26 protein-coding genes and 1 tRNA gene are annotated in these 20159 nt (G+C 65.5%); 13 read left to right on the top strand and 14 right to left on the bottom strand.

What is annotated here, in order from left to right:
* Positions 1 to 62 precede the first annotated feature (62 nt).
* The 3 genes from KUV62_RS01365 to petA are packed head-to-tail and all read right to left on the bottom strand — an operon-like array spanning position 63 to position 2804.
* Positions 63 to 851, bottom strand: a complete 789-nt coding sequence (locus KUV62_RS01365; RefSeq protein ID WP_222601883.1) for a cytochrome c1 — start codon at positions 849 to 851, stop codon at positions 63 to 65.
* A gap of 20 nt (positions 852 to 871) precedes the next feature.
* A complete protein-coding gene (gene petB / locus KUV62_RS01360; RefSeq protein ID WP_222601882.1) occupies positions 872 to 2215 on the bottom strand; it encodes a cytochrome b in 1344 nt (447 codons plus the stop codon).
* A gap of 13 nt (positions 2216 to 2228) precedes the next feature.
* Positions 2229 to 2804, bottom strand: a complete 576-nt coding sequence (petA, locus tag KUV62_RS01355; protein WP_222601881.1) for a ubiquinol-cytochrome c reductase iron-sulfur subunit — start codon at positions 2802 to 2804, stop codon at positions 2229 to 2231.
* A gap of 219 nt (positions 2805 to 3023) precedes the next feature.
* Between petA and KUV62_RS01350 the strand changes: the two genes are divergently transcribed.
* On the top strand, positions 3024 to 3683 hold the full coding sequence (locus KUV62_RS01350; RefSeq protein WP_222601880.1) for an outer membrane protein: 660 nt from the start codon (positions 3024 to 3026) through the stop codon (positions 3681 to 3683).
* Between the two features lie 98 nt (positions 3684 to 3781).
* On the opposite strand, the gene KUV62_RS01345 is transcribed toward KUV62_RS01350, so the two are convergent.
* The 6 genes from KUV62_RS01345 to KUV62_RS01320 form a co-directional block, all read right to left on the bottom strand.
* The gene (locus tag KUV62_RS01345; protein ID WP_222601879.1) at positions 3782 to 4078 is read right to left on the bottom strand and encodes an alkylphosphonate utilization protein; all 297 of its coding nucleotides are present in this window, start codon (positions 4076 to 4078) and stop codon (positions 3782 to 3784) included.
* A gap of 15 nt (positions 4079 to 4093) precedes the next feature.
* A complete protein-coding gene (pssA, locus tag KUV62_RS01340; RefSeq protein WP_410000826.1) occupies positions 4094 to 4891 on the bottom strand; it encodes a CDP-diacylglycerol--serine O-phosphatidyltransferase in 798 nt (265 codons plus the stop codon).
* Positions 4881 to 5561: a phosphatidylserine decarboxylase gene (locus KUV62_RS01335; protein ID WP_222601878.1), complete on the bottom strand. Its 681-nt coding sequence runs from the start codon at positions 5559 to 5561 to the stop codon at positions 4881 to 4883. Before KUV62_RS01335 ends, pssA begins: the two co-directional genes overlap by 11 nt.
* Before the next feature lie 77 nt (positions 5562 to 5638).
* Positions 5639 to 6244, bottom strand: a complete 606-nt coding sequence (locus KUV62_RS01330) for a glutathione S-transferase (protein WP_222601877.1) — start codon at positions 6242 to 6244, stop codon at positions 5639 to 5641.
* 119 nt (positions 6245 to 6363) lie between these two features.
* Positions 6364 to 7290, bottom strand: coding sequence for a tyrosine recombinase XerC (locus KUV62_RS01325; RefSeq protein WP_222601876.1), 927 nt, complete (start codon positions 7288 to 7290; stop codon positions 6364 to 6366).
* Positions 7287 to 8000 (bottom strand): DUF484 family protein, encoded by a 714-nt coding sequence (locus KUV62_RS01320; RefSeq protein ID WP_222601875.1) that lies wholly within the window; start codon positions 7998 to 8000, stop codon positions 7287 to 7289. Before KUV62_RS01320 ends, KUV62_RS01325 begins: the two co-directional genes overlap by 4 nt.
* Positions 8001 to 8215: 215 nt before the next feature.
* On the opposite strand from KUV62_RS01320, the gene KUV62_RS01315 reads away from it, so the two are divergent.
* Positions 8216 to 8551: an antibiotic biosynthesis monooxygenase family protein gene (locus tag KUV62_RS01315; RefSeq protein ID WP_222601874.1), complete on the top strand. Its 336-nt coding sequence runs from the start codon at positions 8216 to 8218 to the stop codon at positions 8549 to 8551.
* A gap of 39 nt (positions 8552 to 8590) precedes the next feature.
* Here KUV62_RS01315 and KUV62_RS01310 read toward each other — a convergent pair whose 3' ends face one another.
* Positions 8591 to 9286 carry a winged-helix domain-containing protein gene (locus KUV62_RS01310; protein ID WP_222601873.1) on the bottom strand — a complete coding sequence of 232 codons (696 nt, stop codon included), beginning with the start codon at positions 9284 to 9286 and terminating at the stop codon, positions 8591 to 8593.
* Between the two features lie 322 nt (positions 9287 to 9608).
* Between KUV62_RS01310 and KUV62_RS01305 the strand changes: the two genes are divergently transcribed.
* Complete coding sequence (locus tag KUV62_RS01305; protein WP_222601872.1) at positions 9609 to 10016, top strand: universal stress protein; 408 nt, start codon at positions 9609 to 9611, stop codon at positions 10014 to 10016.
* A gap of 18 nt (positions 10017 to 10034) precedes the next feature.
* Here KUV62_RS01305 and KUV62_RS01300 read toward each other — a convergent pair whose 3' ends face one another.
* Positions 10035 to 10715 carry a hypothetical protein gene (locus tag KUV62_RS01300; protein WP_261395151.1) on the bottom strand — a complete coding sequence of 227 codons (681 nt, stop codon included), beginning with the start codon at positions 10713 to 10715 and terminating at the stop codon, positions 10035 to 10037.
* 75 nt (positions 10716 to 10790) lie between these two features.
* Between KUV62_RS01300 and KUV62_RS01295 the strand changes: the two genes are divergently transcribed.
* On the top strand, positions 10791 to 11426 hold the full coding sequence (locus KUV62_RS01295; RefSeq protein ID WP_222601871.1) for a hypothetical protein: 636 nt from the start codon (positions 10791 to 10793) through the stop codon (positions 11424 to 11426).
* Positions 11427 to 11669: 243 nt separating this feature from the next.
* Positions 11670 to 12845: an elongation factor Tu gene (gene tuf / locus KUV62_RS01290; RefSeq protein ID WP_222601856.1), complete on the top strand. Its 1176-nt coding sequence runs from the start codon at positions 11670 to 11672 to the stop codon at positions 12843 to 12845.
* A 331-nt stretch (positions 12846 to 13176) separates the two neighbouring features.
* Here the strand turns inward: tuf and KUV62_RS01285 are convergent, their stop codons facing one another.
* Positions 13177 to 13425: a hypothetical protein gene (locus KUV62_RS01285; RefSeq protein ID WP_222601870.1), complete on the bottom strand. Its 249-nt coding sequence runs from the start codon at positions 13423 to 13425 to the stop codon at positions 13177 to 13179.
* Between the two features lie 376 nt (positions 13426 to 13801).
* Between KUV62_RS01285 and KUV62_RS01280 the strand changes: the two genes are divergently transcribed.
* Entirely contained in the window at positions 13802 to 14794 is a 993-nt protein-coding gene (locus KUV62_RS01280) for a zinc transporter ZntB (protein ID WP_222601869.1), read from the top strand.
* A 56-nt stretch (positions 14795 to 14850) separates the two neighbouring features.
* Positions 14851 to 14926 (top strand) — tRNA-Trp (locus KUV62_RS01275).
* A 180-nt stretch (positions 14927 to 15106) separates the two neighbouring features.
* Here the strand turns inward: KUV62_RS01275 and KUV62_RS01270 are convergent.
* Positions 15107 to 15664, bottom strand: coding sequence for a hypothetical protein (locus KUV62_RS01270; protein WP_222601868.1), 558 nt, complete (start codon positions 15662 to 15664; stop codon positions 15107 to 15109).
* Between the two features lie 387 nt (positions 15665 to 16051).
* Between KUV62_RS01270 and secE the strand changes: the two genes are divergently transcribed.
* The 4 genes from secE (at position 16052) to rplA (ending at position 18294) form a co-directional block, all read left to right on the top strand.
* Positions 16052 to 16243 (top strand): preprotein translocase subunit SecE, encoded by a 192-nt coding sequence (gene secE / locus KUV62_RS01265; protein WP_222601867.1) that lies wholly within the window; start codon positions 16052 to 16054, stop codon positions 16241 to 16243.
* Positions 16244 to 16464: 221 nt separating this feature from the next.
* The gene (gene nusG / locus KUV62_RS01260; protein ID WP_222601866.1) at positions 16465 to 16998 is read left to right on the top strand and encodes a transcription termination/antitermination protein NusG; all 534 of its coding nucleotides are present in this window, start codon (positions 16465 to 16467) and stop codon (positions 16996 to 16998) included.
* Positions 16999 to 17141: 143 nt separating this feature from the next.
* The gene (rplK, locus tag KUV62_RS01255; RefSeq protein WP_007792844.1) at positions 17142 to 17591 is read left to right on the top strand and encodes a 50S ribosomal protein L11; all 450 of its coding nucleotides are present in this window, start codon (positions 17142 to 17144) and stop codon (positions 17589 to 17591) included.
* Position 17592: 1 nt separating this feature from the next.
* Positions 17593 to 18294, top strand: a complete 702-nt coding sequence (gene rplA / locus KUV62_RS01250; protein WP_222601865.1) for a 50S ribosomal protein L1 — start codon at positions 17593 to 17595, stop codon at positions 18292 to 18294.
* 114 nt (positions 18295 to 18408) lie between these two features.
* On the opposite strand, the gene KUV62_RS01245 is transcribed toward rplA, so the two are convergent.
* Positions 18409 to 18669, bottom strand: a complete 261-nt coding sequence (locus KUV62_RS01245; protein ID WP_222601864.1) for a DUF2798 domain-containing protein — start codon at positions 18667 to 18669, stop codon at positions 18409 to 18411.
* Between the two features lie 497 nt (positions 18670 to 19166).
* Between KUV62_RS01245 and rplJ the strand changes: the two genes are divergently transcribed.
* Together rplJ and rplL are read left to right on the top strand one after the other, a co-directional pair.
* Complete coding sequence (gene rplJ / locus KUV62_RS01240; RefSeq protein WP_222601863.1) at positions 19167 to 19685, top strand: 50S ribosomal protein L10; 519 nt, start codon at positions 19167 to 19169, stop codon at positions 19683 to 19685.
* Positions 19686 to 19757: 72 nt separating this feature from the next.
* Positions 19758 to 20138 carry a 50S ribosomal protein L7/L12 gene (rplL, locus tag KUV62_RS01235; RefSeq protein ID WP_076696776.1) on the top strand — a complete coding sequence of 127 codons (381 nt, stop codon included), beginning with the start codon at positions 19758 to 19760 and terminating at the stop codon, positions 20136 to 20138.
* Positions 20139 to 20159: the final 21 nt, after the last annotated feature.

The raw sequence follows: 20159 nt of genomic DNA, 5'->3' as shown, positions 1-20159 counted from the left end.
CACCGGATCAACAAAAAAGCCCCGCGCGATGCGCGGGGCTTTGTCGTTTGCGGCGGGCGCGATCAGTCGTGCTTGTGCTTGATCGGGCGCCAGATGCGCTTGTTGGTGAGGTAGAGCAGCACCGAGAGCACGGCGAGGAAGATCACGCCGGCGAAACCGGCCTGCTTGCGCGCCATCATCTTGGGCTCTGCGGTCCACATCAGGAAGGCCGCCACGTCCTGCGCCTCGTGGTGCAGGGAGTTCGGGTGGCCGCCATTGTACTCGACATCCTCACCCGCCAGCGGCGGGGCCATCGAGATCCAGCCGCCCGGGAAGGCGTGGTTCTCGTAGAAGGTGGTGCCGGCCTCGACCTTCTCCTCGCCGGTGTAGCCGGTCAGGATCGAGGCGATGTACTCGGCGCCGCCCATGCCGTTGAAGAGCTGGCTCAGGCCGGTGCCGTAGGGGCCGTGGAAGCCCGCGCGCGCCTTGGCCATCAGCGACAGGTCGGGGGCGCCGACGCCGTCATTGACCGGGAAGTGATCGGTCGGGATCGCCGGGCGAAAATCCTCGAGCTCCTCGTCGTAGACCTCGAAGTTCTGTGCCGCGTAGGCGCGCACTTCATCTTCCGAGAAGTGCGGGCCGCCCTCGTCGCCGAGGGTGCGGAACGGCACGTAGCGCAGGCCGTGGCAGGCCGAGCAGACCTCGGTATAGACCTGCAGGCCGCGCTGCAGCTGGTCCTGGTCGAAGGCGCCGAACGGGCCTTCGAAGGAGAAGCTGTAATCCTCGACATGGCCCATGTCGCCGGCGGCAAAGGCGCCACCGGTGGCCAGGCCGAGGGCCATCGCGGTCGAAAGGGCAAGTTTCTTGAACATGGTCATCTGTCCTTTCTGTCTCACTCGGCCGGGGTCGTGGCGGAGGAGCCGGTTTCCGAGGTCTTGCCGTAATGGGCCTCGAAATCTTCCTCGATGGTCGCGGGCTGCGGCAGCGGCTTCTCGAACACGCCGAGCAGCGGCAGGATCACGAAGAAATAGCCGAACCAGTAGGCCGAGCCGATCAGCGAGAAGCTCGCATACGGCTCTTCCGCGGGCATGGCACCGAGCCACATCAGGGCGATGAAGTCGATCACCAGCAGCCAGAACCACCACTTGAACTGCGGGCGGTACTTGCCCGAGCGCACCGAGGAGGTGTCGAGCCAGGGCGCCAGCGCCATGGCGATGATGGCACCGAACATGGCCAGCACGCCGAAGAACTTGGCGTCGATGATGCCGCCGGTCAGGAACGAGGCGATCTGCACCACCCAGACTTCCGAGGTGAAAGCGCGCAGGATGGCGTAGAACGGCAGGAAGTACCATTCCGGCACGATGTGCGCGGGCGTCGAGAGCGGGTTGGCCTCGATGTAGTTGTCGGGGTGGCCGAGGTAGTTCGGCATGAAGCCGACGATGGCCCAGAACACCGCGAGGATCACCGCCAGGGCGAAGAGATCCTTGATGACGTAGTAGGGCCAGAACGGAACGGTGTCCTTCTCGGCCTCGGCCTTGGAACCGCGACGGACGTCAACACCGGTGGGGTTGTTGTTGCCGGTCGAGTGGAAGGCCCAGATGTGCACCGCCACCAGCGCCGCGATGACGAAGGGCAGCAGGTAGTGCAGCGAGAAGAAGCGGTTCAGCGTGGCGTTGTCGACCGCCGGGCCGCCGAGCAGCCAGGTCTGGATCGGCTCGCCGATGAACGGGATCGCGCCGAACAGGCCGGTGATCACCGTGGCGCCCCAGAAAGACATCTGGCCCCAGGGCAGAACGTAGCCCATGAACGCCGTGCCCATCATGCACAGGTAGATGAGCATGCCGATGATCCAGGTGACCTCGCGCGGGCTCTTGTAGGAGCCGTAGTAGAGGCCGCGGAAGATGTGCAGGTAGACCGCGACGAAGAACAGCGAGGCGCCGTTCATGTGCAGGTAGCGGATCATGAAGCCGCCGTTCACGTCGCGCATGATGTGCTCGATCGAGGCGAAGGCCATGTCCACGTGCGGCGTGTAGTGCATGACCAGCACGATGCCGGTGATGATCTGCAGCGCCAGGCAGAAGGTGAGCACGATGCCCCAGATCCACATCCAGTTCAGGTTCTTGGGCGTGGGGATCATGATGGTGTCGTAGAGAAGTCCGACGATCGGCAGGCGCTTGTGCAGCCAGCGCTCGGGGCCGGTCTTCGGTTCGTAATGGTCGTGCGGAATACCCGACATCTAGATGCCTCCCTTATCCCAGCAGAATGGTGGTTTCTTCGACGAATTCCGCCGTGGGAACCGGCAGGTTCTGCGGGGCGGGGCCTTTGCGGATGCGGCCGGCCGTATCGTAGTGCGAGCCGTGGCAGGGGCAGAACCAGCCGCCGACGCCGCCGGCGGTGTATTCGCCGGCATTGCCGAGCGGGACGCAGCCGAGGTGGGTGCAGACACCCATCATCACCAGCCACTCGCCGGTCTCGTCGAGGGTGCGGTTGGCATCGCTGGCATCGGCGCCAGCTGCGACGTTGGCGTTGCGCGCGTCCGAGTCGACCAGTTCGCTCATCTCGACGCCGCGCGCGGCCTCGATCTCGGTCTCGGTGCGGCGGCGGATGAAGACCGGCTTGCCGAGCCACTTGACCGTGAGCTGGGTGCCGGTCTCGACGCCGGAGACGTCGACGCGGATGGTGCTGAGCGCCCGCACGTCGGCGGACGGGTTCATCTGGTTGACCAGAGGCCAGACGGCTGCGCCGGCGGTGACGACGCCTGCACCGGCGGTGGCATAAAAGAGGAAGTCCCTCCGAGTGCCTTCGTGATCTTCTGCTTGTGTCACGGGGTAATCTCCATTCCTCACGGCCTTTTGAATGGCCATAATAGCTAGACAGCCGCGTCCCGGTACGGCTATTCCGCTCGCGTGTTTAGCGATCTGTCATGTGTCCGTAAAGCAATCATGAAGTCACTTTCCCCCAAAGTGCGCATCTGTCGCAATTGAAACGCTCCGTCCCGCGAACTATGTAGCGCTGAAGCCATGCAGAGCGCCCGGAGCAATCCCATGAAAGCACTGATTCTCACAGCGACCGTCTCGGTCGCCGCGATGGCGGCGTCCCAAGCCGCTGCGCAGGATTTCGAACTGTCGATCTATACCGGCTGGCAGACCGCGCCGCACAGCCGCGTTTCGGGCGACTATCCCGGCGGCGGCGATTACGACGCGCTCATCGGCTGGGATGGCAAGAGCTTCGAGATGCCGCCCTACTATGGTCTGCGCGGCACCTGGTGGCGCTCGGAAACCTTTGGCGTGGCGCTCGAATTCACCCATGCCAAGGTCTACGCCCCCGAGGATGAGCGCGAGGCGATCGGCTTCGACCGGATGGAATTCACCGACGGCCATAACCTGCTGACGCTGAACGCGATGAAGCGCTGGCCTGACCAGTGGGGCAGCATGACCCCCTATGCCGGCGCGGGCCTCGGCATCGCCTTCCCGCATGTGGATGTCGAGACCACCGGTGGCGACAAGACCTATGGCTACCAGCTGACCGGCCCCGCGGTGCGCCTGCTGGCGGGCGTCAGCTACCCGATCAACGACCGGGTGTCGGTGTTTGGTGAATACCAGTTCACCTATTCGACCAACGAGGCCGATCTCGATGGCGGCGGCTCGCTCGAGACCGACATCAAGACCAACGCGATCAATGTCGGCCTGTCGCTGAATTTCTGATCCCGGCCTCTGCCGGAAACGCAAAAGCGCCCCTCGGGGCGCTTTTTTCGTTACTGAGCGTCTCGGGCTGACGCTTTTGGGAAAGATGGCGCCGCGGCTCAGCGCTTGCGGACGAACTCGGTGCGCAGCACGAGGCCCTTGATGGTGTCGTGGCGGCAGTCGATCTCGTCGGGATTGTCGGTCAGGCGGATGCTGCGGATCACCGTGCCCTGCTTCAGCGTCTGGCCCGCGCCCTTCACCTTCAGGTCCTTCACCAGAACCACGGAATCGCCGTCTGCCAGCAGGTTGCCGGCGGCATCGCGGATCTCGACCGCGCTCTCCGCGGCGACCTCGGAGGCCGGGCGCCATTCGCCGCTGGCCTCGTCATAGACCCATTCTTCTTCCTGATCGGTCATGTCCTGTCCTTCCTGTCAGTCGCCCGCGCCGAAGCGCGGCTTGCGCGGCAGCATGACGATCACGGTGGCGATGTAGCCGATGCAGAATAGCACCAGCGTGATCCACGCATAGCTCACCGCGGCGGCCAGTGCGAAGGCCACGGCCACGAGGAAGAACTTGGCGTTCTTGCGCGGGATGCGGGTGGTCTTGAAAGACCATGTCGGGATGCGGCTGATCATCAGCAGGCCCATCGCCACCATCCACAGCGCAAGCACGAAATCCGGCAGGAACGGGCCCGAGCCGAGCGCGAAGCTAAGGAACATCGGCAGCATCACCAGCAGCGCCCCGGCAGGGGAGGGGACGCCTGTGAAATAGGCGTTGTCGTGGCTCTTGTCCTCGGACTTGCGCTGCACGTTGAAGCGCGCGAGCCGCACCACGGCGCAGACCGCGAAGACCAGCACCGCGAGCCAGCCGAAGCCGCGGCTGTCTTCCAGCGCCCAGGTGTAGAGAAGCAGGCCCGGCGCGACGCCGAAATTGAGGAAATCCGCGAGGCTGTCGAGCTCGGCGCCCATGCCGCTCTCGGATTTCAGCGCGCGGGCGAGGCGGCCGTCCATGCCGTCGAGCACGGCGGCCAGCAGGATCAGCTGCACCGCGAAGGTATAGGAGCCCTGAAGGCCGAGCTTGATCGCCGTCAGGCCGGCGCAGATCGCCACCACGGTCAGCATGTTGGGCAGCAGCTGGATGATCGTCAGCTTCTCGGCGCCGGGCTCGCGCGGCGCCTCCTGCGGCGCCTCGGCAGAGACGTCGGGGGCGGTCTCGGGATCAGTGCTCATCGCCGGCCCCGCTGGTCAGGTCGGCGATCACCGTCTCGCCCGCCACCATGGTCTGGCCGATGCGGACCTGCGGCGCGACCCCGTCGGGCAGGTAGACGTCGAGCCGCGAGCCGAAGCGGATCAGGCCGAAGCGCTCGCCGCGGTCGAGCCAGTCGCCCTCCTTCTTCCACCACATGATGCGACGCGCCACGAGGCCGGCGATCTGCACCACCGCGATCTCGCGGCCATCCTCCATGCGCAGGCGCAGGGCGTTGCGCTCGTTGTCCTCGGAGGCCTTGTCGAGCGAGGCATTGAGGAACTTGCCGGGGCGGTAGGCGAGCTTGACCAGTTCGCCGGCGACGGGGGCGCGGTTCACGTGGCAGTTGAACACCGACATGAAGACCGAGACCCGGGTCAGCGCCTCGGGGCCCATGCCGAGCTCGGCCGGCGGCACCGCGGGCTCGATCAGCGAGACCACGCCATCGGCGGGGCTGATGACGAGGCCGGGGCGCACCGGTGTGACGCGATCGGGATCGCGGAAGAAATAGTAGCACCAGACCGTAAGCCCGACGCCGATCCAGCCGAACGGCTCCCAGATCAGGAACAGGATCAGGGTGATCGCGGCGAAGATCGCGACGAACTTGCGCCCCTCGGGGTGCATGGGCTTGATGAAGGTGTCGCGCATCCGCATGGCTGGGATCCTCCCGCGTGTCTTGGAAACTGCCGTGGCTTACGGAGCATCGCGGGCCGTTGCAAGCCCGCGCGGCATCACGTCTCCGGTTCCGTGGCGGTCATCGAGGGCCGGGTGGCGAAGCCCGCATGCCATTCCGCCAGCGCATCGCGCCCGGTGCGCCACTTGCGCGCATCGTGGCGGAAATCGAGATAGCTGAGCGCGCAGGCCATGCCGATGTGGCCGATATCCATGCGCCCGTGCAGGTGGCTCATCCAGCGGGTGCTGACCGCATCGAGTGCGCGTGAGACCTTGGCCCATTGCCCCTCGATCCACTCCATCGAGACCTTCTCGGCCGGGCGGAAGCGCTCTTCGTAGACGATCAGCACGGCGGCATCCATGATGCCGTCGGCGGTGGCCTCGAGGGTCAGCGTGTCGAAGGGCCGGGTCTCGGGATAGAGCCCGGCCTGGGCGCGGTGGTCGAGGAAACGGCAGATGACGCGGCTGTCATAGAGGGTCGGGCCGTCATCGCGGATCAGCGCCGGGATCTTGCCGACCGGGTTGGCGGCGATCAGGTTGGGATCGGGGGCCAGCGGCGAGGCGGTGACCTGCACCTGTTCGACCTCGTCGTATTGGCCGGTTTCATGCAAGGTGACGAGCACCTTGCGGACAAAGGGCGACGGGCCGGCCTTCAGCAGTTTCATGGCTCTGCTCCTTGCTGTGCCCCGGGGCGCGGCCCGGGGGATGGTTCGTCGCGAAACCTAGGCAGCGGCGGGTATAGGAGCAAATCTTTTCGAAAAGATATGCGTCAGCCCGCGTGGGCTCAGCCGGCCTTGGGGTGGGTCGCCTCGTAGACCTTCATCAGGTGGACCTCGTCGACCGAGGTATAGGCCTGCGTGGTCGAGAGCGAGGCGTGGCCCAGCAGCTCCTGGATCGCCCGCAGGTCGCCGCCGGCGGCGAGCAGGTGGGTGGCGAAGCTGTGGCGCATGGCGTGCGGGGTCGCGGTGGCGGGCAGGCCGAGCTGAAGCCGCGCCGCCTCGGTCACCTTCTGGATCAGCCGCGGGTTCAGCGCGCCGCCGCGCTTGCCGCGAAACACCGGCGCATCGGGCTCGAGCTCATAGGGGCAGAGCCGCAGGTAGGTCTCGACCGCGCGGCGCGCCACCGGCAGTACCGGCACGATGCGCTCCTTGCCGCCCTTGCCGACGATCCGCAGGCTCTCGCCCAGCGGCAGGTCGCGGCCCTTGAGCCCCAGCGCCTCGGAGATCCGCAGGCCGCAGCCGTAGAGCAGGGTGACCACCGCCGCGTCGCGGGCGCCGACCCAGCTGTCGGCGGCCTGCATCTCGACGGTGTCGATCATCGCCTTCGCGGCATCCTCGGCCAGCGGGCGGGGGAGCTTCTTCTGGAACTTTGGGGCACGGGCCATCATCACCGCGGTGGGCTCGAAGCCCTCGCGCTCGGCGAGCCAGCGGTAGAAGCTCTTCACCGCCGAGAGCTTGCGCGCCATCGTCCGCGAGCCGATGCCCTGGCCGCGCAGGTGCGCGAGGAAGGCGCGCATGTCGGGGGTGGTGACGCGGGCCAACGGCGCCAGCCCCTGCGGCTCGGCGTGATGCGACGTCAGGAAGACGATGAACTCGAGCACATCGGTGCGATAGGCGGTGACGGTGTTCTCGGAATTGCCCTTCAGCGCGCGCGCCGCCGTGAGCCAGCCCTCCAGCGCGTCGCGCGCTGCCGGAGAGATCTCGAGCGTCACGCCAGCCAGCGCCGCATGGCGCGTTCGAACACCCCGGCGAAGAAAGCCAGCAGGTCGGTGCCCTGTTGCGGGGTGAAGAGATGCGGATCCTCGGAGCCCATGACCAGCAGGCCGGGCAGCCGGCCGGCGCCGAAATCGAGCCGCAGGCAGGCTTCCGAGCGCATCCACGAGGCGCTCTCGCCGTAGATCGCCGGATCGCCCTCGTTCATCTGGCGCAGGGTGACCTGCCGCTTCGGCGCGTGGTTGCGGCCATCGGCAAGGAAGGCATCGATGAAGCCGGGCTCGGCCACCGAGAGCACGTCGCCCAGCCGCCGGATCGCCGGATCGTTGTCGTTCTGCACCGACTCGAGCACCAGCTTGACGCTGTCGACGCGCAGGATGTCGGCCACCTCGCCGCCGAGGTCGCGCAGGAAGGGCTCGAATTCCAGCGGGTCGAGCATGCGCAGGATGGCGCGGTGGATCTGGTTGGTGCCAGCGAGGTTCTCATAGGCCGCGGCGATGACGCTGCGATGGGTGTCCTCGAGCCGGTCGAGCCGGGCCTCGAGCCGGTCCATGGCGATGCCGCGCAGGTCGACGATATTGCCGCCCATCGCGCGCTCGTTGGCGGCGATCAGCGCCTGCATCAGGTCTCGGTCGTCAAGGATCATGTCGGGGCGCGAGATGATCTCCTCGCGCAGCGTCTCGTCGATGGTCTGGGACTGTCTGCTCATGCCCGCCTCTGTGTTGTTTGCCGGTAACCTAGCAGGGCAGGTGGCGGATTGCGCGCGATTTCTTGCGCGCAAGGCGCGGGTTTCGCGCGGCTGTTGCGCATCGGTCGGGCGCCGCCCGCGACGGGCGAGCCCCGGGCGGGAATTCCGTTTGTTCTGGAAAGCTTTGGCGACAGGCCCGGTTCCGTGCAAGACTGGGGCAGGAACGGAGGAGACCCATGCCAAATCATACTGGGCCAAACATCACCAGCCCGAGCCCCTGCCAGACCGTCATCACCACATTCGAGACCTCGCCCGGCACCTGCCAGGATCTGCTCGACGCGCTGCAGGATGCCTATGCGGGCTTCATCTCGAAACAGCCGGGCTTCATCGCCGCGGGGCTGCATGTAAATGATGCCCAGACCCGCATCGCCAACTACTCGCAATGGGAGAAGCGCGAGGATTTTCAGGCCATGCTGCGCAGCGAGGAGATGCGCGCGCACAACCGGCGCTTCCATGCGCTGTGCCGCAGTTTCGAGCCGGTGCTGTATGACGTGGCGGCGAGCTACGGCTGACGCCGAGGCGTCAGCCGCAGTTTTCATGCCCGGCGGGGGTCAGGCCGCGAGCGGGCGCGCCTCCTTGCGGCGCTCGCTGACCTCGAGCCGATAGCCCGAGCCGCGCACCGTCTCGATCTTGAGCGCGGCGCCCACGCTGCCGAGATGCGAGCGCAGGTTGCACATGTAGACGTCGAAGACCCGCGGCGCCGGCTCGTTCTCGAAGCCGTAGACATGGCCGAGCAGCGCCTCGCGGGCCGCGAGCCGGCCGGGGCGCAGGGCGAGGAACTCGAGGATCTCGTAGAGCTTGGGCGAGAGCGACAGGGTGACATCGCCGAGATGCGCCCGCCGGCGCTCGAGGTCGAGCAGAAGCGGCCCGCGCTCGACCAGCGGATGGGCGATGCCGTGGGCGCGCCGCGCCACGGCGGCGAGCCGGGCGAGCATCTCGGGCAGGGGGGTGCTGTCTTCCATGACGACGTCTGCGCCGGCCATCAGCCAGGAGGCGATGCGTTCGGGGGCGGGGCTTGCGGCGACGAGACAGATCGGGATGTCGGGCCGCAGGGCGCGCAGGTCCGCGAGGCTGACATCGCGCCCGAGCAGCGCCGCGTCGAGCACCAGCAGGTCGTGCTGCCCCATCGAGTGGAAATCGGCGAGCTCCTCGCCGGCCTCGCAGCGCGTCAGAAGCAGCCCGCTTTCGGCCACCGCCTTGGACAGGCTAACCATCTTCCAGTTCGTTTCGCCAATCAGGTAGCGCATCTCGGGCTCTCCTCGCTCCGTGTCATTCGGGATCATCGTCCGGGATCGTCTTTCGGGATCGGTCCGGGAACGGTCGGCACGGCGGGATGAGGCGGCCGTGCTGCGGGGCATCTGTCACGGCCGGGCGGCGGATCTGGCGGTTCGGAAGATCTGGCGCCGCGGCTCTGTCGATGTGGCGCGTTCTGCGGCCTGCAGGAGGAGGCTAGGATCAGATTGCGACCGAATTGTGATCGGAAGCGGGCAGGGGGAGGGTGATATGGATCAAGGCATAGCCCCTTCGGATAGCGCAATCTGCGTGCAGATTCTTTGAAGGAGGCCGCGCATGTACAACAATATCCTGGTCCCGATCGCATTCGACAGCGACGCCAAGGCCGAGGCGGCGGTGGCCGTCGCCCGTCAGCTGGCCGGCGAGGGCAGCACCATCACCCTGCTTCACGTCATGGAGCATATCCCGGGCTACGCGATCAGCTACATGCCCCCCGACTACCTCGCGCAATCGCGGGCGGCGGTGCAGAACGAACTCGACGCCATGGCGGCGCGGGTGGGCCATGCCTCGGGGATCGTGGTCGAGGGCCATTCCGGCCGCACCATCCTCGATTATGCCGAGGAGAACGGCTCCGACCTGATCGTCATCGCCTCGCATCGTCCGGGCATGGGTGACATGCTCATGGGCTCGACCGCCACGCAGGTGGTGCGTCACGCCAAATGCGCGGTGCACGTTCTGCGCTGAGCCCATGCGGCGGCGCGGTCAGCGCGCCGCCAGCAGCGCCCGCTTGCGGGCAAAGACTTCCTGTCGCGGCAGCCACGGGTAGGCGTCGTCCTCGGTGACGGCGCCCCAGTAGAGCTGGCCGCCATTGCGCCACGGATCGAGCACGATGCCCTCGTACATGCTGTCGCCCGGCGCGGTGACGATGACGGTGCTGTGCTCAATGCGGATGGCGCTCTGCGAGTTGGCAATGGCACGCTGCAGCTCGAGGGTCTGGAACCCCTCCTGCGCCAGTCGTGCCTGCAGATCGTCGGCCCACTGGTAGCACAGGCCCCGCGGCTTGAGCCCCTGGTTGACCTTCATGTTGTGAATGATCGGCGGATCCTCGACCTGATACTCAACGGCGAGCCGCAGCGGGTATTCATAGGCGATCGCCGCCGCCCGCGCCGCCTCGCCGGCATCGATGCCGGGGTCGAGCGCGTGGATCTCGTCGGCCAGCGCCGCGATCTGGGCCTCCGTGGGGCGCGGCAGATCCTCGGGGCGCGGCGTCGAACAGGCGGCCACGAAGAGGGTGAAGCTCAGGAAAAGGAGCGCGGTCAGTCGTCTGGAGAGGGGCAATGTGGGGCCGGATCGTTGCTGAAGTCGCGCCAGAGTGTCCGCAAAGCCGCGCGGGATGGCAAGCCGCGCCGTGGCCACGATGACGCGGCCGTGATCGCGCTGCATCGGGGCGCCGCGATTGCGCGTGCAGCCCCGCTGCGCTAAGCCGGTCCGACCTGACGCGACGACCGGAGCCCCTTCATGTTTCGCCTGATCCCCGCCCTCGGCCTGGTGCTTGGCCTCGCGGCCTGCGCCAACGGACAGTCCCAGCTCGACGAGCCTGTGGAGCCGATCGGGGATTTCAAGCTGGGCCATGCCGCCGTGGTGGCGCCGAACCTCGTCGAGGGGCCGGTGTCGCGCAATGCCACCGATGAGGAGTGGATCGCGTCGGTCGACGCCGCCATCGAAGAGCGCTTTCGCCGCTACGAGGGCGAGAAGTTCTACCACCTGGGCATCAGCGTCGAGGGCTTCGTGCTGGCGCAGCCCGGCGTGCCGCTGGTGTTCAGCCCGAAATCGGCGCTGATCCTGCGGGTGACCGCGTGGGACGATGCCACCCAGAGCAAGCTCAACGCCGAGCCCGAGCAGTTCACCGTGCTCGAAAGCTTCACTGCCGAGACGGTGGTGGGCTCCGGCGTGACCCAGACCAAGGCGCAGCAGATGCGCAACCTCTCGGCCAACGCGGCGCTGCAGATCGAGAAATGGATGCGGCGCATGCAGGAAGAGGAGGGCTGGTTCGGCGGCCCCGAGGCCAACCTGCGCGCGGCCAAGCCCGTCGCGGAGGCCGGTGCCGAGGCGGCGGATTCGCCGCAGGAAACCGGGGCCGGGGCCGCGTCCTGAGCCCGCACCGCGCCGTGGCAAGGCGCCGCGCGGCAGGCTTTGTCCGCCCCTGCTCGATCCGCTCTCGATCACAAGGGCTTGAGCGTCCGGCCCGCGCAGCCGTGTCGCACGGGGCGCGGCGGGGTCAGCCTGGGCTGCGCCATGCATGAACGGCTTGATTTTCCCTCTGCAAGCCAATAAACGGCCCGCGATGCGAAACCGGGTCGTTTGGGGCCCCTGGAAAAGGCGAGGCGTCTTAGAAAGATGGCAAAGGAAAAGTTTGAGCGCGGCAAACCGCACTGCAACATCGGCACGATCGGTCACGTCGACCACGGCAAGACGACGCTGACGGCGGCGATCACCAAGTATTTCGGTGACTTCAAGGCGTACGACCAGATCGACGGCGCACCGGAAGAGAAAGCCCGCGGCATCACGATCTCGACCGCGCACGTGGAGTACGAGACCGAGGCGCGTCACTACGCCCACGTCGACTGCCCCGGCCACGCCGACTACGTGAAGAACATGATCACCGGTGCTGCGCAGATGGACGGCGCGATCCTGGTTGTGAACGCAGCTGACGGCCCGATGCCGCAGACCCGCGAGCACATCCTGCTGGGCCGCCAGGTGGGCATCCCCGCCATGGTCGTGTTCCTGAACAAGGTCGACCAGGTGGACGACGAGGAGCTCCTCGAGCTCGTCGAGATGGAAGTCCGCGAGCTGCTCTCCGAGTACGACTTCCCGGGCGACGACATTCCGATCATCGCGGGCTCGGCGCTTGCGGCGATGGAAGGCCGTGATCCGGAAATCGGCGAGAACAAGATCAAGGAACTGATGGCTGCCGTGGACGAGTACATCCCGCAGCCGGAGCGCGCTGTCGACCAGCCGTTCCTGATGCCGATCGAAGACGTGTTCTCGATCTCGGGTCGCGGCACCGTTGTGACCGGCCGTGTCGAGCGTGGCGTGATCAACGTTGGCGACGAGATCGAGATCGTCGGCATCCGCGACACCAAGAAAACCACCTGCACCGGTGTCGAGATGTTCCGCAAGCTGCTCGATCGCGGCGAAGCCGGCGACAACATCGGCGCACTGCTGCGCGGTGTGGACCGTGAGGGCGTCGAGCGTGGCCAGGTTCTCTGCAAGCCGGGCTCCGTGACCCCGCACACCAAGTTCGAAGCCGAGGTCTACATCCTGACCAAGGAAGAAGGTGGCCGTCACACGCCGTTCTTCGCGAACTACCGTCCGCAGTTCTACTTCCGGACCACCGACGTGACCGGCACCGTGACCCTCCCCGAGGGTACCGAGATGGTCATGCCCGGCGACAACCTGAAGTTCGTGGTCGAGCTGATCGCCCCGATCGCCATGGAAGACGGCCTCCGCTTCGCCATCCGCGAAGGCGGCCGCACTGTCGGCTCCGGCGTCGTCTCCAAGATCGTCGAGTGATGTCAGGACCGGTCGCGCCCGTCGGCGCGACCACACCGACTTGAATGAAAGGGCGCCCTGCGGGGCGCCCTTTTTTCATGCCTGGGGCTCTGGAGGGAGGACTGCACCGCCGCCTTCGGAGAGGCGTTGCGCGCGTGTCGCGGAATGCCTGCGCTTGGTGCTGAGGACTGCGCGTCGGGCAGGGCTGGGGGATCGTGCGAGCTTGCCGCGCCGGTGGAGGCGCGTCGGCGGCCCTCCGGACACATTAAAGGGGCGCCCCTTTTGCATGTCAGGGCTCAGGCCCTGTCCGGGAGGGGGCGCGATGTGCGGGCTCCCTCCCGGTGGTCACAACTCACTGGTACGAGTTGATGACGGCCTTTGCGCGGGCCTTCTGGTCTGCGGTGCTGTCTTCGTCCTGCACCAGCTGGTAGGCGGCAACGGCCTGTGCGTTGGTCAGCGCGGCAACGTTGGCGTTGGGTGCGAGGCGCTCGAGAGCGGCGCGGGCATTGTCGCCGGTGTTGTAGGCTTGAGCCGATGCGGCGCCGGTCAGGGCTGCGACGGTGGTGATGGCTGCGGCGGTGAGAGTGATGAAGCGTTTCATTTGAGTTTCCTTTGGTTCTCTAGTGCACATGTTGTGCGGTTTGTCGTGTTGTCCGTGCTTCGGATGAGTTGGATATCGGATGAAACCCCGGCAGTTTCAAATCACGCGATGGCTCACGCACGCTCGCGAAATCGTGGGCTTGAAAGTGACTTCCGGCCGCCCAATGCAGGGTGGAAGGCTCTGAAAGATCAACGTTTCATGACAAATCCGAGGCCCGCTCACTCACGTCCTCGACGAGAGCTGCGTGAACCGTGAACGGAAATGATCCGGCGCCGACCGATGCGATAGGTGTTGTGAGAAAATGCACATAATGGAAAGGCCCGGTTTGGAGTGCCAGAATGCTTGCCTGCAAGGGGGGAGACGCTAATTTTCAGCCATGAACGAGCTTGTCCCACGCACCGATGATGTCATCCATTCGGCCTTTGTCCTGGCGGGCGACCGCCATGGCCGCGAACTTTCGGCGGCCGAGATGCCGGAGGTCTTGCGCAGCGACGAGCTCGGCTGGGTGCACCTGCGGGCGCAGCATCCCGACACCCCGGCCTGGATCGTCGAGAATCTCTCCTATCTCGATCCGACGATCATCGACGCGCTGGTCGCGGAAGAGACCCGCCCGCGCGTGACACGCGTCGGCGACGGGCTCATCGTCATCCTGCGCGGTATCAACACGATCGAGGGCGAAGATCCCGAGGACATGGTCTCGGTGCGTCTCTGGATCGATCCCTACCGGATCGTCAGCCTCGCCCGGCGCAAGGTGCGGGCTGTCGAGGAGATCGCTTCGGAGCTCGCGCATGGCCGTGGCCCCTGCGACTGCGCCGAGTTCCTGGTGACCCTGATCGAGCGACTCACGCAGCGTATCGAGCGCCACTGGAACGGCATCGACGATCTGGCCGACGATCTCGAGGAGGCCGTGCTCGACGAGGCCGGCCCGGAAATCCGGGCGCAGCTCGTCGACCTGCGTCGGCAGGCGATCATCCTGCGACGCTACCTGCAGCCGCAACGCGACGCTCTGCGCAGCTTGCAATACGGTCAGCCCGATTGGCTCGAAAGCGACGACCAGCGCCACCTCGCGGAAGAGCTCGATGCGCTGGAGCGGGTGGTGGAAGACGCCGACGCGATGCGCGAGCGCATGGCGCTGGTGCGCGACGAACTTAACGGCCAGGCCTCGGAGCGGCTGAACCGCAACATGTATCTGTTGTCGATTCTCTCGGCGGTGTTCCTGCCGCTGGGATTCCTCACCGGTTTGTTCGGAATCAACGTCGCCGGACTGCCCGGAACCGGCGAGCCGCTGGCCTTCTGGATCTTCGTTGGCGCGCTGGTGATCGTGGCTGCGCTGCAACTGGCGGTGCTGCGCAGATTGCGGTGGATCTGAAGCGTTTTTCCCGCTTGCAAAGCCGTGGAGCCTCTCGTAAACGGGAGCCCGGCCTTAGGGGTATAGCTCAGCTGGTAGAGCGACGGTCTCCAAAACCGTAGGTCGCGGGTTCGAACCCTGCTGCCCCTGCCACTCTCCACAAATGATGATGGATCGATTGCTTCAGGCATGTGCCTGTCGGGCGGTGATGCGCCTCGCGCCGATCGCTTGGCGGGCCGCGCGGCGAGCGGACGCCGTCACGCATGAAAGCCCTCGCGCATGAAAAAAGGGCCGCGCAAACTGCGCGGCCCCTATTCATCGGCTGCTGTCGGATCACGACAGGGCGTCTTCGATCACCGAGCGCTTCTCGGTGTCTTCGTCGGAGCCGTAGATGGCGGCTCGGATCTTGTTCACCTGCTCAGTGGTGAGTACGGTCAGGTCGGCGCTCGGAACGATGTCCTTCACGGCCTGCATTTCACCGGTGGTCAGGTTCGGCGCAGCGCTTTCCATGTCCTTCAGGAGCTGGATGCGCACGTTGTCCGGGTTCTCGTCCTTGTTCACCAGAGCGACCACTTCACGCTTCTCGGCGTCGGTCATCTCGTTCAGGCGCCATTCCGGCACGTAGGCGGTCAGGTCCATGTCCGATACGTCAGCGGAGGCCGGGCTCGGGTTGTCCATCGCGGCGATGGCCTCAATCTCGGTGCGCTTCTCGGTGTCTGACTTGCCGCTGTTCGCGACGGCGAACATTTCGGTGACCTGGTCATCCGAGAGCACCGAGAAGTTGGCGTCCGGGTAGTACATGGTGATGGCCGCTTCTTCAGCGTCCGAAGCTGCAAAAGCCGAGGTGGCCATGGTTGCGGCGAGGGCGGTGGCGGTAAGAAGGCGTTTCATGATATGATCCTTTCGTCTTCAACGTATAATCTTGCGTGTGGCAGTGCGTGGTGCCCTGCGTTTCGTCCTGCAGAGCGTGGTGCCCTGCGATTGTGATCCAACAACCGCCGCCGATCCGGATTGGTTCCGATCCGGGATTTGCGAAAAAAATCTCTTCAAACCCCTGTCGGAGCGAGATTTTCTGCAACGGGCGCGCAAACGCGCGGCGAGTTGAAAAGTTGCGTTCGAAAAACGCCCTATCCTTCAGCTTTTCGTGAGGGAAGCGCGCCGAGCCGTGATCTTCGGCGGGCGCCACGGACGGGCGCCGGTCGTGCCCGCAACCCTTGCCAGCGGGGCGTGAGACTCGTATATGCCCCGAAACCGCAAGGAAACGGAAAGCACGCCGCGATGGCCAACCCCATTCAGTTCATTCAGCAGACCCGGGCCGAGGTCGCCAAGATCGTCTGGCCGACCCGCCGCGAGGTGCTGCTCACCACCGTCACCGTCTTCATCATGGCGGCGCTGACCGCGAGCTTCTTTGCTCTGGTCGACATCCTGATCCGCAGCGGGCTGCAGGGCCTTCTGTCGTTCTTCGGCTGAGGCCGGGGCGAAACCGCCAGCCGGGCCTTGAAATCGGCCGGGCAGGGAGGTAGGGGACGGGACACTTTCCTCAGGCGGGCGTGCAGCGATTCGAGTTGCACGCCGGTTTTTGTTTGGGGCGAGGCCGTTCCGAGGCGCAAACGCCTCGCGAGAAAGACGGTCGCGTAGACGCGAAAGACTGCCGGCAGAGATGACCGGCGCAAGGTTGGAAGAGGGGCCCTATGGCGAAGCGGTGGTATTCGGTCAGTGTTCTGTCGAACTTCGAGAAGAAGATCGCGGAGCAGATCCGTCAGTCTGTCGAAGAGCAGGGGCTCGAGGACCAGATCGACGAGGTCCTGGTTCCGACCGAGGAAGTCATCGAGGTGCGTCGCGGCAAGAAGGTGACCACCGAGCGGCGCTTCATGCCCGGCTACGTGCTGGTGCACATGGAGATGTCGGACCAGGGATACCACCTGGTGAACTCGATCAACCGCGTCACCGGCTTCCTTGGCCCACAGGGCCGTCCGATGCCGATGCGCGATGCAGAGGTCGAGGCGATCCTTGGCCGCGTGCAGGAAAGCGACGAGGCACCGCGCACCCTCATCCACTTCGAGGTGGGTGAGAAGGTCAAGGTCAACGACGGCCCGTTCGAGGGCTTCGACGGTATGGTCGAGGGGGTCGACGACGACAACCAGCGCCTGCGCGTGTCGGTGTCGATCTTCGGACGGGAGACCCCGGTCGAGCTGGAATTCACTCAGGTCTCGAAGCAGGGCTGAGGATCGGTGGCGGGCTTGCCCGCCGCCCGCGGCAGAGATGCCGCTTCACCGTGGGAGGCGAGGTCATCGCGATGACCGGACCAGACCACGCAACGCAGTAGCCCCGAGGACGCGTCTGACGGGTGTTGTAAAGGAGAACGACAATGGCCAAGAAGCTTGCCGGCGTCATGAAGCTGCAGATCCCTGCAGGTAAAGCCAACCCGTCGCCGCCCGTGGGCCCCGCCCTCGGTCAGCGTGGCATCAACATCATGGAATTCTGCAAGGCGTTCAACGCCAAGACGCAGGAAATGGAGCCCGGCGCGCCGTGCCCGACCGTGATCACCTACTATCAGGACAAGTCCTTCACCATGGACATCAAGACGCCGCCCGCGTCTTACTACCTGAAGAAGGCGGCTGGCCTGAAGCCGGTCGGCAAGCGGAACCGTCCGCGTGGTGCCGAGAACCCGGGCCGCGAGACCGTTGCGACCGTGACCACCAAGCAGGTGCGCGAGATCGCCGAGGCCAAGATGAAGGACCTCAGCGCGAACGACGTCGAAGCGGCAATGCAGATCATCCTTGGCTCCGCCAAGTCCATGGGCATCGAGGTGAAGTAAGATGGCAAAGCTCGGAAAACGCACCCGTACCGCCCGTGAAGCCTTTGCAGGCAAGGAAGACGTGACCGTCGAAGAGGCCGTCGCCCTGATCAAGTCCAGCGCCAGCGCGAAGTTCGACGAGACCGTCGAGATCGCGATGAACCTCGGCGTCGACACCCGTCACGCAGACCAGATGGTCCGTGGCGTGATCGGCCTGCCGAACGGCACCGGCAAGACCATGCGCGTCGCCGTGTTCGCACGTGGCCCGAAGGCTGAAGAAGCCCAGGCCGCCGGCGCCGACATCGTGGGCGCCGAAGACCTGATGGAGACCATCCAGGGCGGCACCATCGAGTTCGATCGCTGCATCGCGACCCCGGACATGATGCCGATCGTCGGCCGTCTCGGTAAGATCCTCGGCCCGCGCAACCTGATGCCGAACCCGAAGGTCGGCACCGTGACCATGGATGTCGCCCAGGCCGTCAAGGACGCCAAGGGCGGCCAGGTCCAGTTCCGCGCTGAAAAGGGCGGTGTGGTCCATGCCGGTGTTGGCAAGGCTTCGTTCGACGAAGCTCAGCTGGTCGAGAACATCCGCGCCTTCGTGAGCGCGGTTGCCAAGGCCAAGCCGACCGGCGCCAAGGGCACCTACATGAAGAAGATCTCGCTCAGCTCCACCATGGGCCCGGGCGTCACCGTCGACGTGGCAAACGCTGCCAGCGCCGAGTGATCTTCGGATCGATCTGATCGGAAAGGGCGGGCCTTCGGGTCCGCCCTTTTTCTTTGGGCTGGTGTCGTGCTGCGGATCGGGCGCCACCGGAGCTCGGCGGCGCCCGGCCCGGGATCAGCCTCGCGCGGTCGCCACCAGGTGCTGCGTCTGGCGCGCCAGCCAGAAGGACAGCGGCCCCACCGCCATCGACAGCACGAAGGCGATCGGCCAGGCCACCGCGAACCGGCTCAGCCAGATGGCGACCCAGCCCGGCGCGAGGGCCGTGGGGATGGCGGTGAAGATGCAGGTCATCAGGAAGGCCATGATGCAGGAGATGAACACCTGCGCTAGGATCACGGTGGACTTCAAGGGCGGGGTGTGGGTCGGGTCGGTCATGCTTGCGCTCCGCAATGGGGAAGGGGGCGCGCGGGATCATCCGTCCTGGCGGCACGCGCACCCCGGGTGAGGGTTGCGCCGCGGGTTCGGGAATCGACTAACTCTCGCGGATCTGCGAGGACCGGGATAACCGAACCGGCCAGACGTTTTTCGGCCCTAGCGAGGTAGTCGCAGAGGGAGGCATCGTCAAGCGCGGGGAAACGGTCACGGCAGCGTGACGGAACCTTTTTGCCCGGGCCCCTTGGCAGGGCGGGGCAAAACCGCTATCCAGCCGGTGTTGAGGGCATCCGCGCGATTCGTGGGCGCCCTCGATTTCGTCCGAGACGGTGGGTTGGAGGCATCCAATAAATCCTGCCTGAGACGGGAAGAGACATACGAACCGGATCTCCAAGTGTTCCGGCGACGCGATGCGACGACCCGAATCGGACCTTCTTGGCCAGGGAAACCTGGCTTGAACGAGCCGGAGGGGTCTCCCCTCCATCAACTGGAGTGAAACTGTGGATAGAGCCCAGAAAGAGAAAGTGGTCGAGGAACTCGGCCAGATCTTCGCAAGCTCTGGCGTCGTGGTGGTATCCCGCTACGAGGGTCTCACGGTTGCCGAGATGACGGATCTTCGGGCGCGCGCAAGCGCGGCTGAAACTTCGGTCCGCGTCGCCAAGAACAGGCTCGCCAAGATCGCCCTTCAGGGCACCGAATGCGAAAGCATCTCGGGCTTCCTGGAAGGCATGACCGTTCTGACCTATTCCGAAGATCCCGTGGCGGCAGCCAAGGTGGTCGAGGACTTCGCCAAGGAAAACAAGAAGTTTGAAATTCTTGGCGGCGCAATGGGCGGAACGGCTCTGGACCGGGCCGGTGTCGAGGCCGTGTCGAAAATGCCGTCGCGCGAGGAGCTCATCGCTTCCATCGTCGGCTGCATCGGCGCGCCCGCTTCGAACATCGCCGGCGCCATTGGCGCACCTGCTTCGAACATCGCTTCGATCCTTTCCACCATCGAGGAAAAGGCCGAGGCGGCGTAACGCGCAGTCACGAGAACCCGTGGGGTTGAACACCCGCACGTTGGAACACATCTAAAGATACGGAAAAGCAAAATGGCTGATCTTAAAGCACTTGCAGAGCAAATCGTCGGTCTGACCCTGCTCGAAGCACAAGAACTGAAAACCATCCTCAAGGACGAGTACGGCATCGAGCCCGCAGCTGGCGGCGCTGTCATGATGGCTGGTCCGGCTGCCGGCGGCGAAGCTGCTGCAGAAGAGGAAAAGACCGAGTTCGACGTGATCCTCAAGTCGGCTGGCGACAAGAAGATCAACGTGATCAAGGAAGTCCGCGGCATCACCGGCCTCGGCCTCAAGGAAGCCAAAGAGCTGGTGGAAGCCGGCGGCAAGGCTGTCAAAGAGGGCGTGTCCAAGGACGAAGCCGAAGAAATCAAGAAGAAGCTCGAAGAAGCAGGCGCCGAAATCGAGCTCAAGTAATCACGCATGGTGCATCCGCAC

Source organism: Salipiger bermudensis (assembly GCF_019801965.1).
Lineage (GTDB): Bacteria > Pseudomonadota > Alphaproteobacteria > Rhodobacterales > Rhodobacteraceae > Salipiger > Salipiger bermudensis_A.
Note: the sequence above shows the minus strand (reverse complement) of the source record. Positions and strands in the feature narration are given on the sequence as shown.

What these genes read in the sequence shown, in the direction of transcription:
- petB (WP_222601882.1), bottom strand. Translation starts at nt 2,215, where the DNA reads ATGTCGGGTATTCCGCACGACCATTACGAACCGAAGACCGGCCCCGAG.
- KUV62_RS01285 (WP_222601870.1), bottom strand. Translation starts at nt 13,425, where the DNA reads ATGAAACGCTTCATCACTCTCACCGCCGCAGCCATCACCACCGTCGCA.
- KUV62_RS01280 (WP_222601869.1), top strand. Translation starts at nt 13,802, where the DNA reads ATGAACGAGCTTGTCCCACGCACCGATGATGTCATCCATTCGGCCTTT.
- rplK (WP_007792844.1), top strand. Translation starts at nt 17,142, where the DNA reads ATGGCCAAGAAGCTTGCCGGCGTCATGAAGCTGCAGATCCCTGCAGGT.
- rplL (WP_076696776.1), top strand. Translation starts at nt 19,758, where the DNA reads ATGGCTGATCTTAAAGCACTTGCAGAGCAAATCGTCGGTCTGACCCTG.
- KUV62_RS01305 (WP_222601872.1), top strand. Translation starts at nt 9,609, where the DNA reads ATGTACAACAATATCCTGGTCCCGATCGCATTCGACAGCGACGCCAAG.
- tuf (WP_222601856.1), top strand. Translation starts at nt 11,670, where the DNA reads ATGGCAAAGGAAAAGTTTGAGCGCGGCAAACCGCACTGCAACATCGGC.
- KUV62_RS01295 (WP_222601871.1), top strand. Translation starts at nt 10,791, where the DNA reads ATGTTTCGCCTGATCCCCGCCCTCGGCCTGGTGCTTGGCCTCGCGGCC.
- KUV62_RS01350 (WP_222601880.1), top strand. Translation starts at nt 3,024, where the DNA reads ATGAAAGCACTGATTCTCACAGCGACCGTCTCGGTCGCCGCGATGGCG.
- KUV62_RS01310 (WP_222601873.1), bottom strand. Translation starts at nt 9,286, where the DNA reads ATGCGCTACCTGATTGGCGAAACGAACTGGAAGATGGTTAGCCTGTCC.
- nusG (WP_222601866.1), top strand. Translation starts at nt 16,465, where the DNA reads ATGGCGAAGCGGTGGTATTCGGTCAGTGTTCTGTCGAACTTCGAGAAG.
- KUV62_RS01245 (WP_222601864.1), bottom strand. Translation starts at nt 18,669, where the DNA reads ATGACCGACCCGACCCACACCCCGCCCTTGAAGTCCACCGTGATCCTA.
- KUV62_RS01345 (WP_222601879.1), bottom strand. Translation starts at nt 4,078, where the DNA reads ATGACCGATCAGGAAGAAGAATGGGTCTATGACGAGGCCAGCGGCGAA.
- pssA (WP_410000826.1), bottom strand. Translation starts at nt 4,891, where the DNA reads ATGAGCACTGATCCCGAGACCGCCCCCGACGTCTCTGCCGAGGCGCCG.
- KUV62_RS01300 (WP_261395151.1), bottom strand. Translation starts at nt 10,715, where the DNA reads ATGCAGCGCGATCACGGCCGCGTCATCGTGGCCACGGCGCGGCTTGCC.
- KUV62_RS01335 (WP_222601878.1), bottom strand. Translation starts at nt 5,561, where the DNA reads ATGCGGATGCGCGACACCTTCATCAAGCCCATGCACCCCGAGGGGCGC.
- KUV62_RS01315 (WP_222601874.1), top strand. Translation starts at nt 8,216, where the DNA reads ATGCCAAATCATACTGGGCCAAACATCACCAGCCCGAGCCCCTGCCAG.
- KUV62_RS01330 (WP_222601877.1), bottom strand. Translation starts at nt 6,244, where the DNA reads ATGAAACTGCTGAAGGCCGGCCCGTCGCCCTTTGTCCGCAAGGTGCTC.
- rplA (WP_222601865.1), top strand. Translation starts at nt 17,593, where the DNA reads ATGGCAAAGCTCGGAAAACGCACCCGTACCGCCCGTGAAGCCTTTGCA.
- KUV62_RS01270 (WP_222601868.1), bottom strand. Translation starts at nt 15,664, where the DNA reads ATGAAACGCCTTCTTACCGCCACCGCCCTCGCCGCAACCATGGCCACC.
- KUV62_RS01365 (WP_222601883.1), bottom strand. Translation starts at nt 851, where the DNA reads ATGTTCAAGAAACTTGCCCTTTCGACCGCGATGGCCCTCGGCCTGGCC.
- secE (WP_222601867.1), top strand. Translation starts at nt 16,052, where the DNA reads ATGGCCAACCCCATTCAGTTCATTCAGCAGACCCGGGCCGAGGTCGCC.
- KUV62_RS01320 (WP_222601875.1), bottom strand. Translation starts at nt 8,000, where the DNA reads ATGAGCAGACAGTCCCAGACCATCGACGAGACGCTGCGCGAGGAGATC.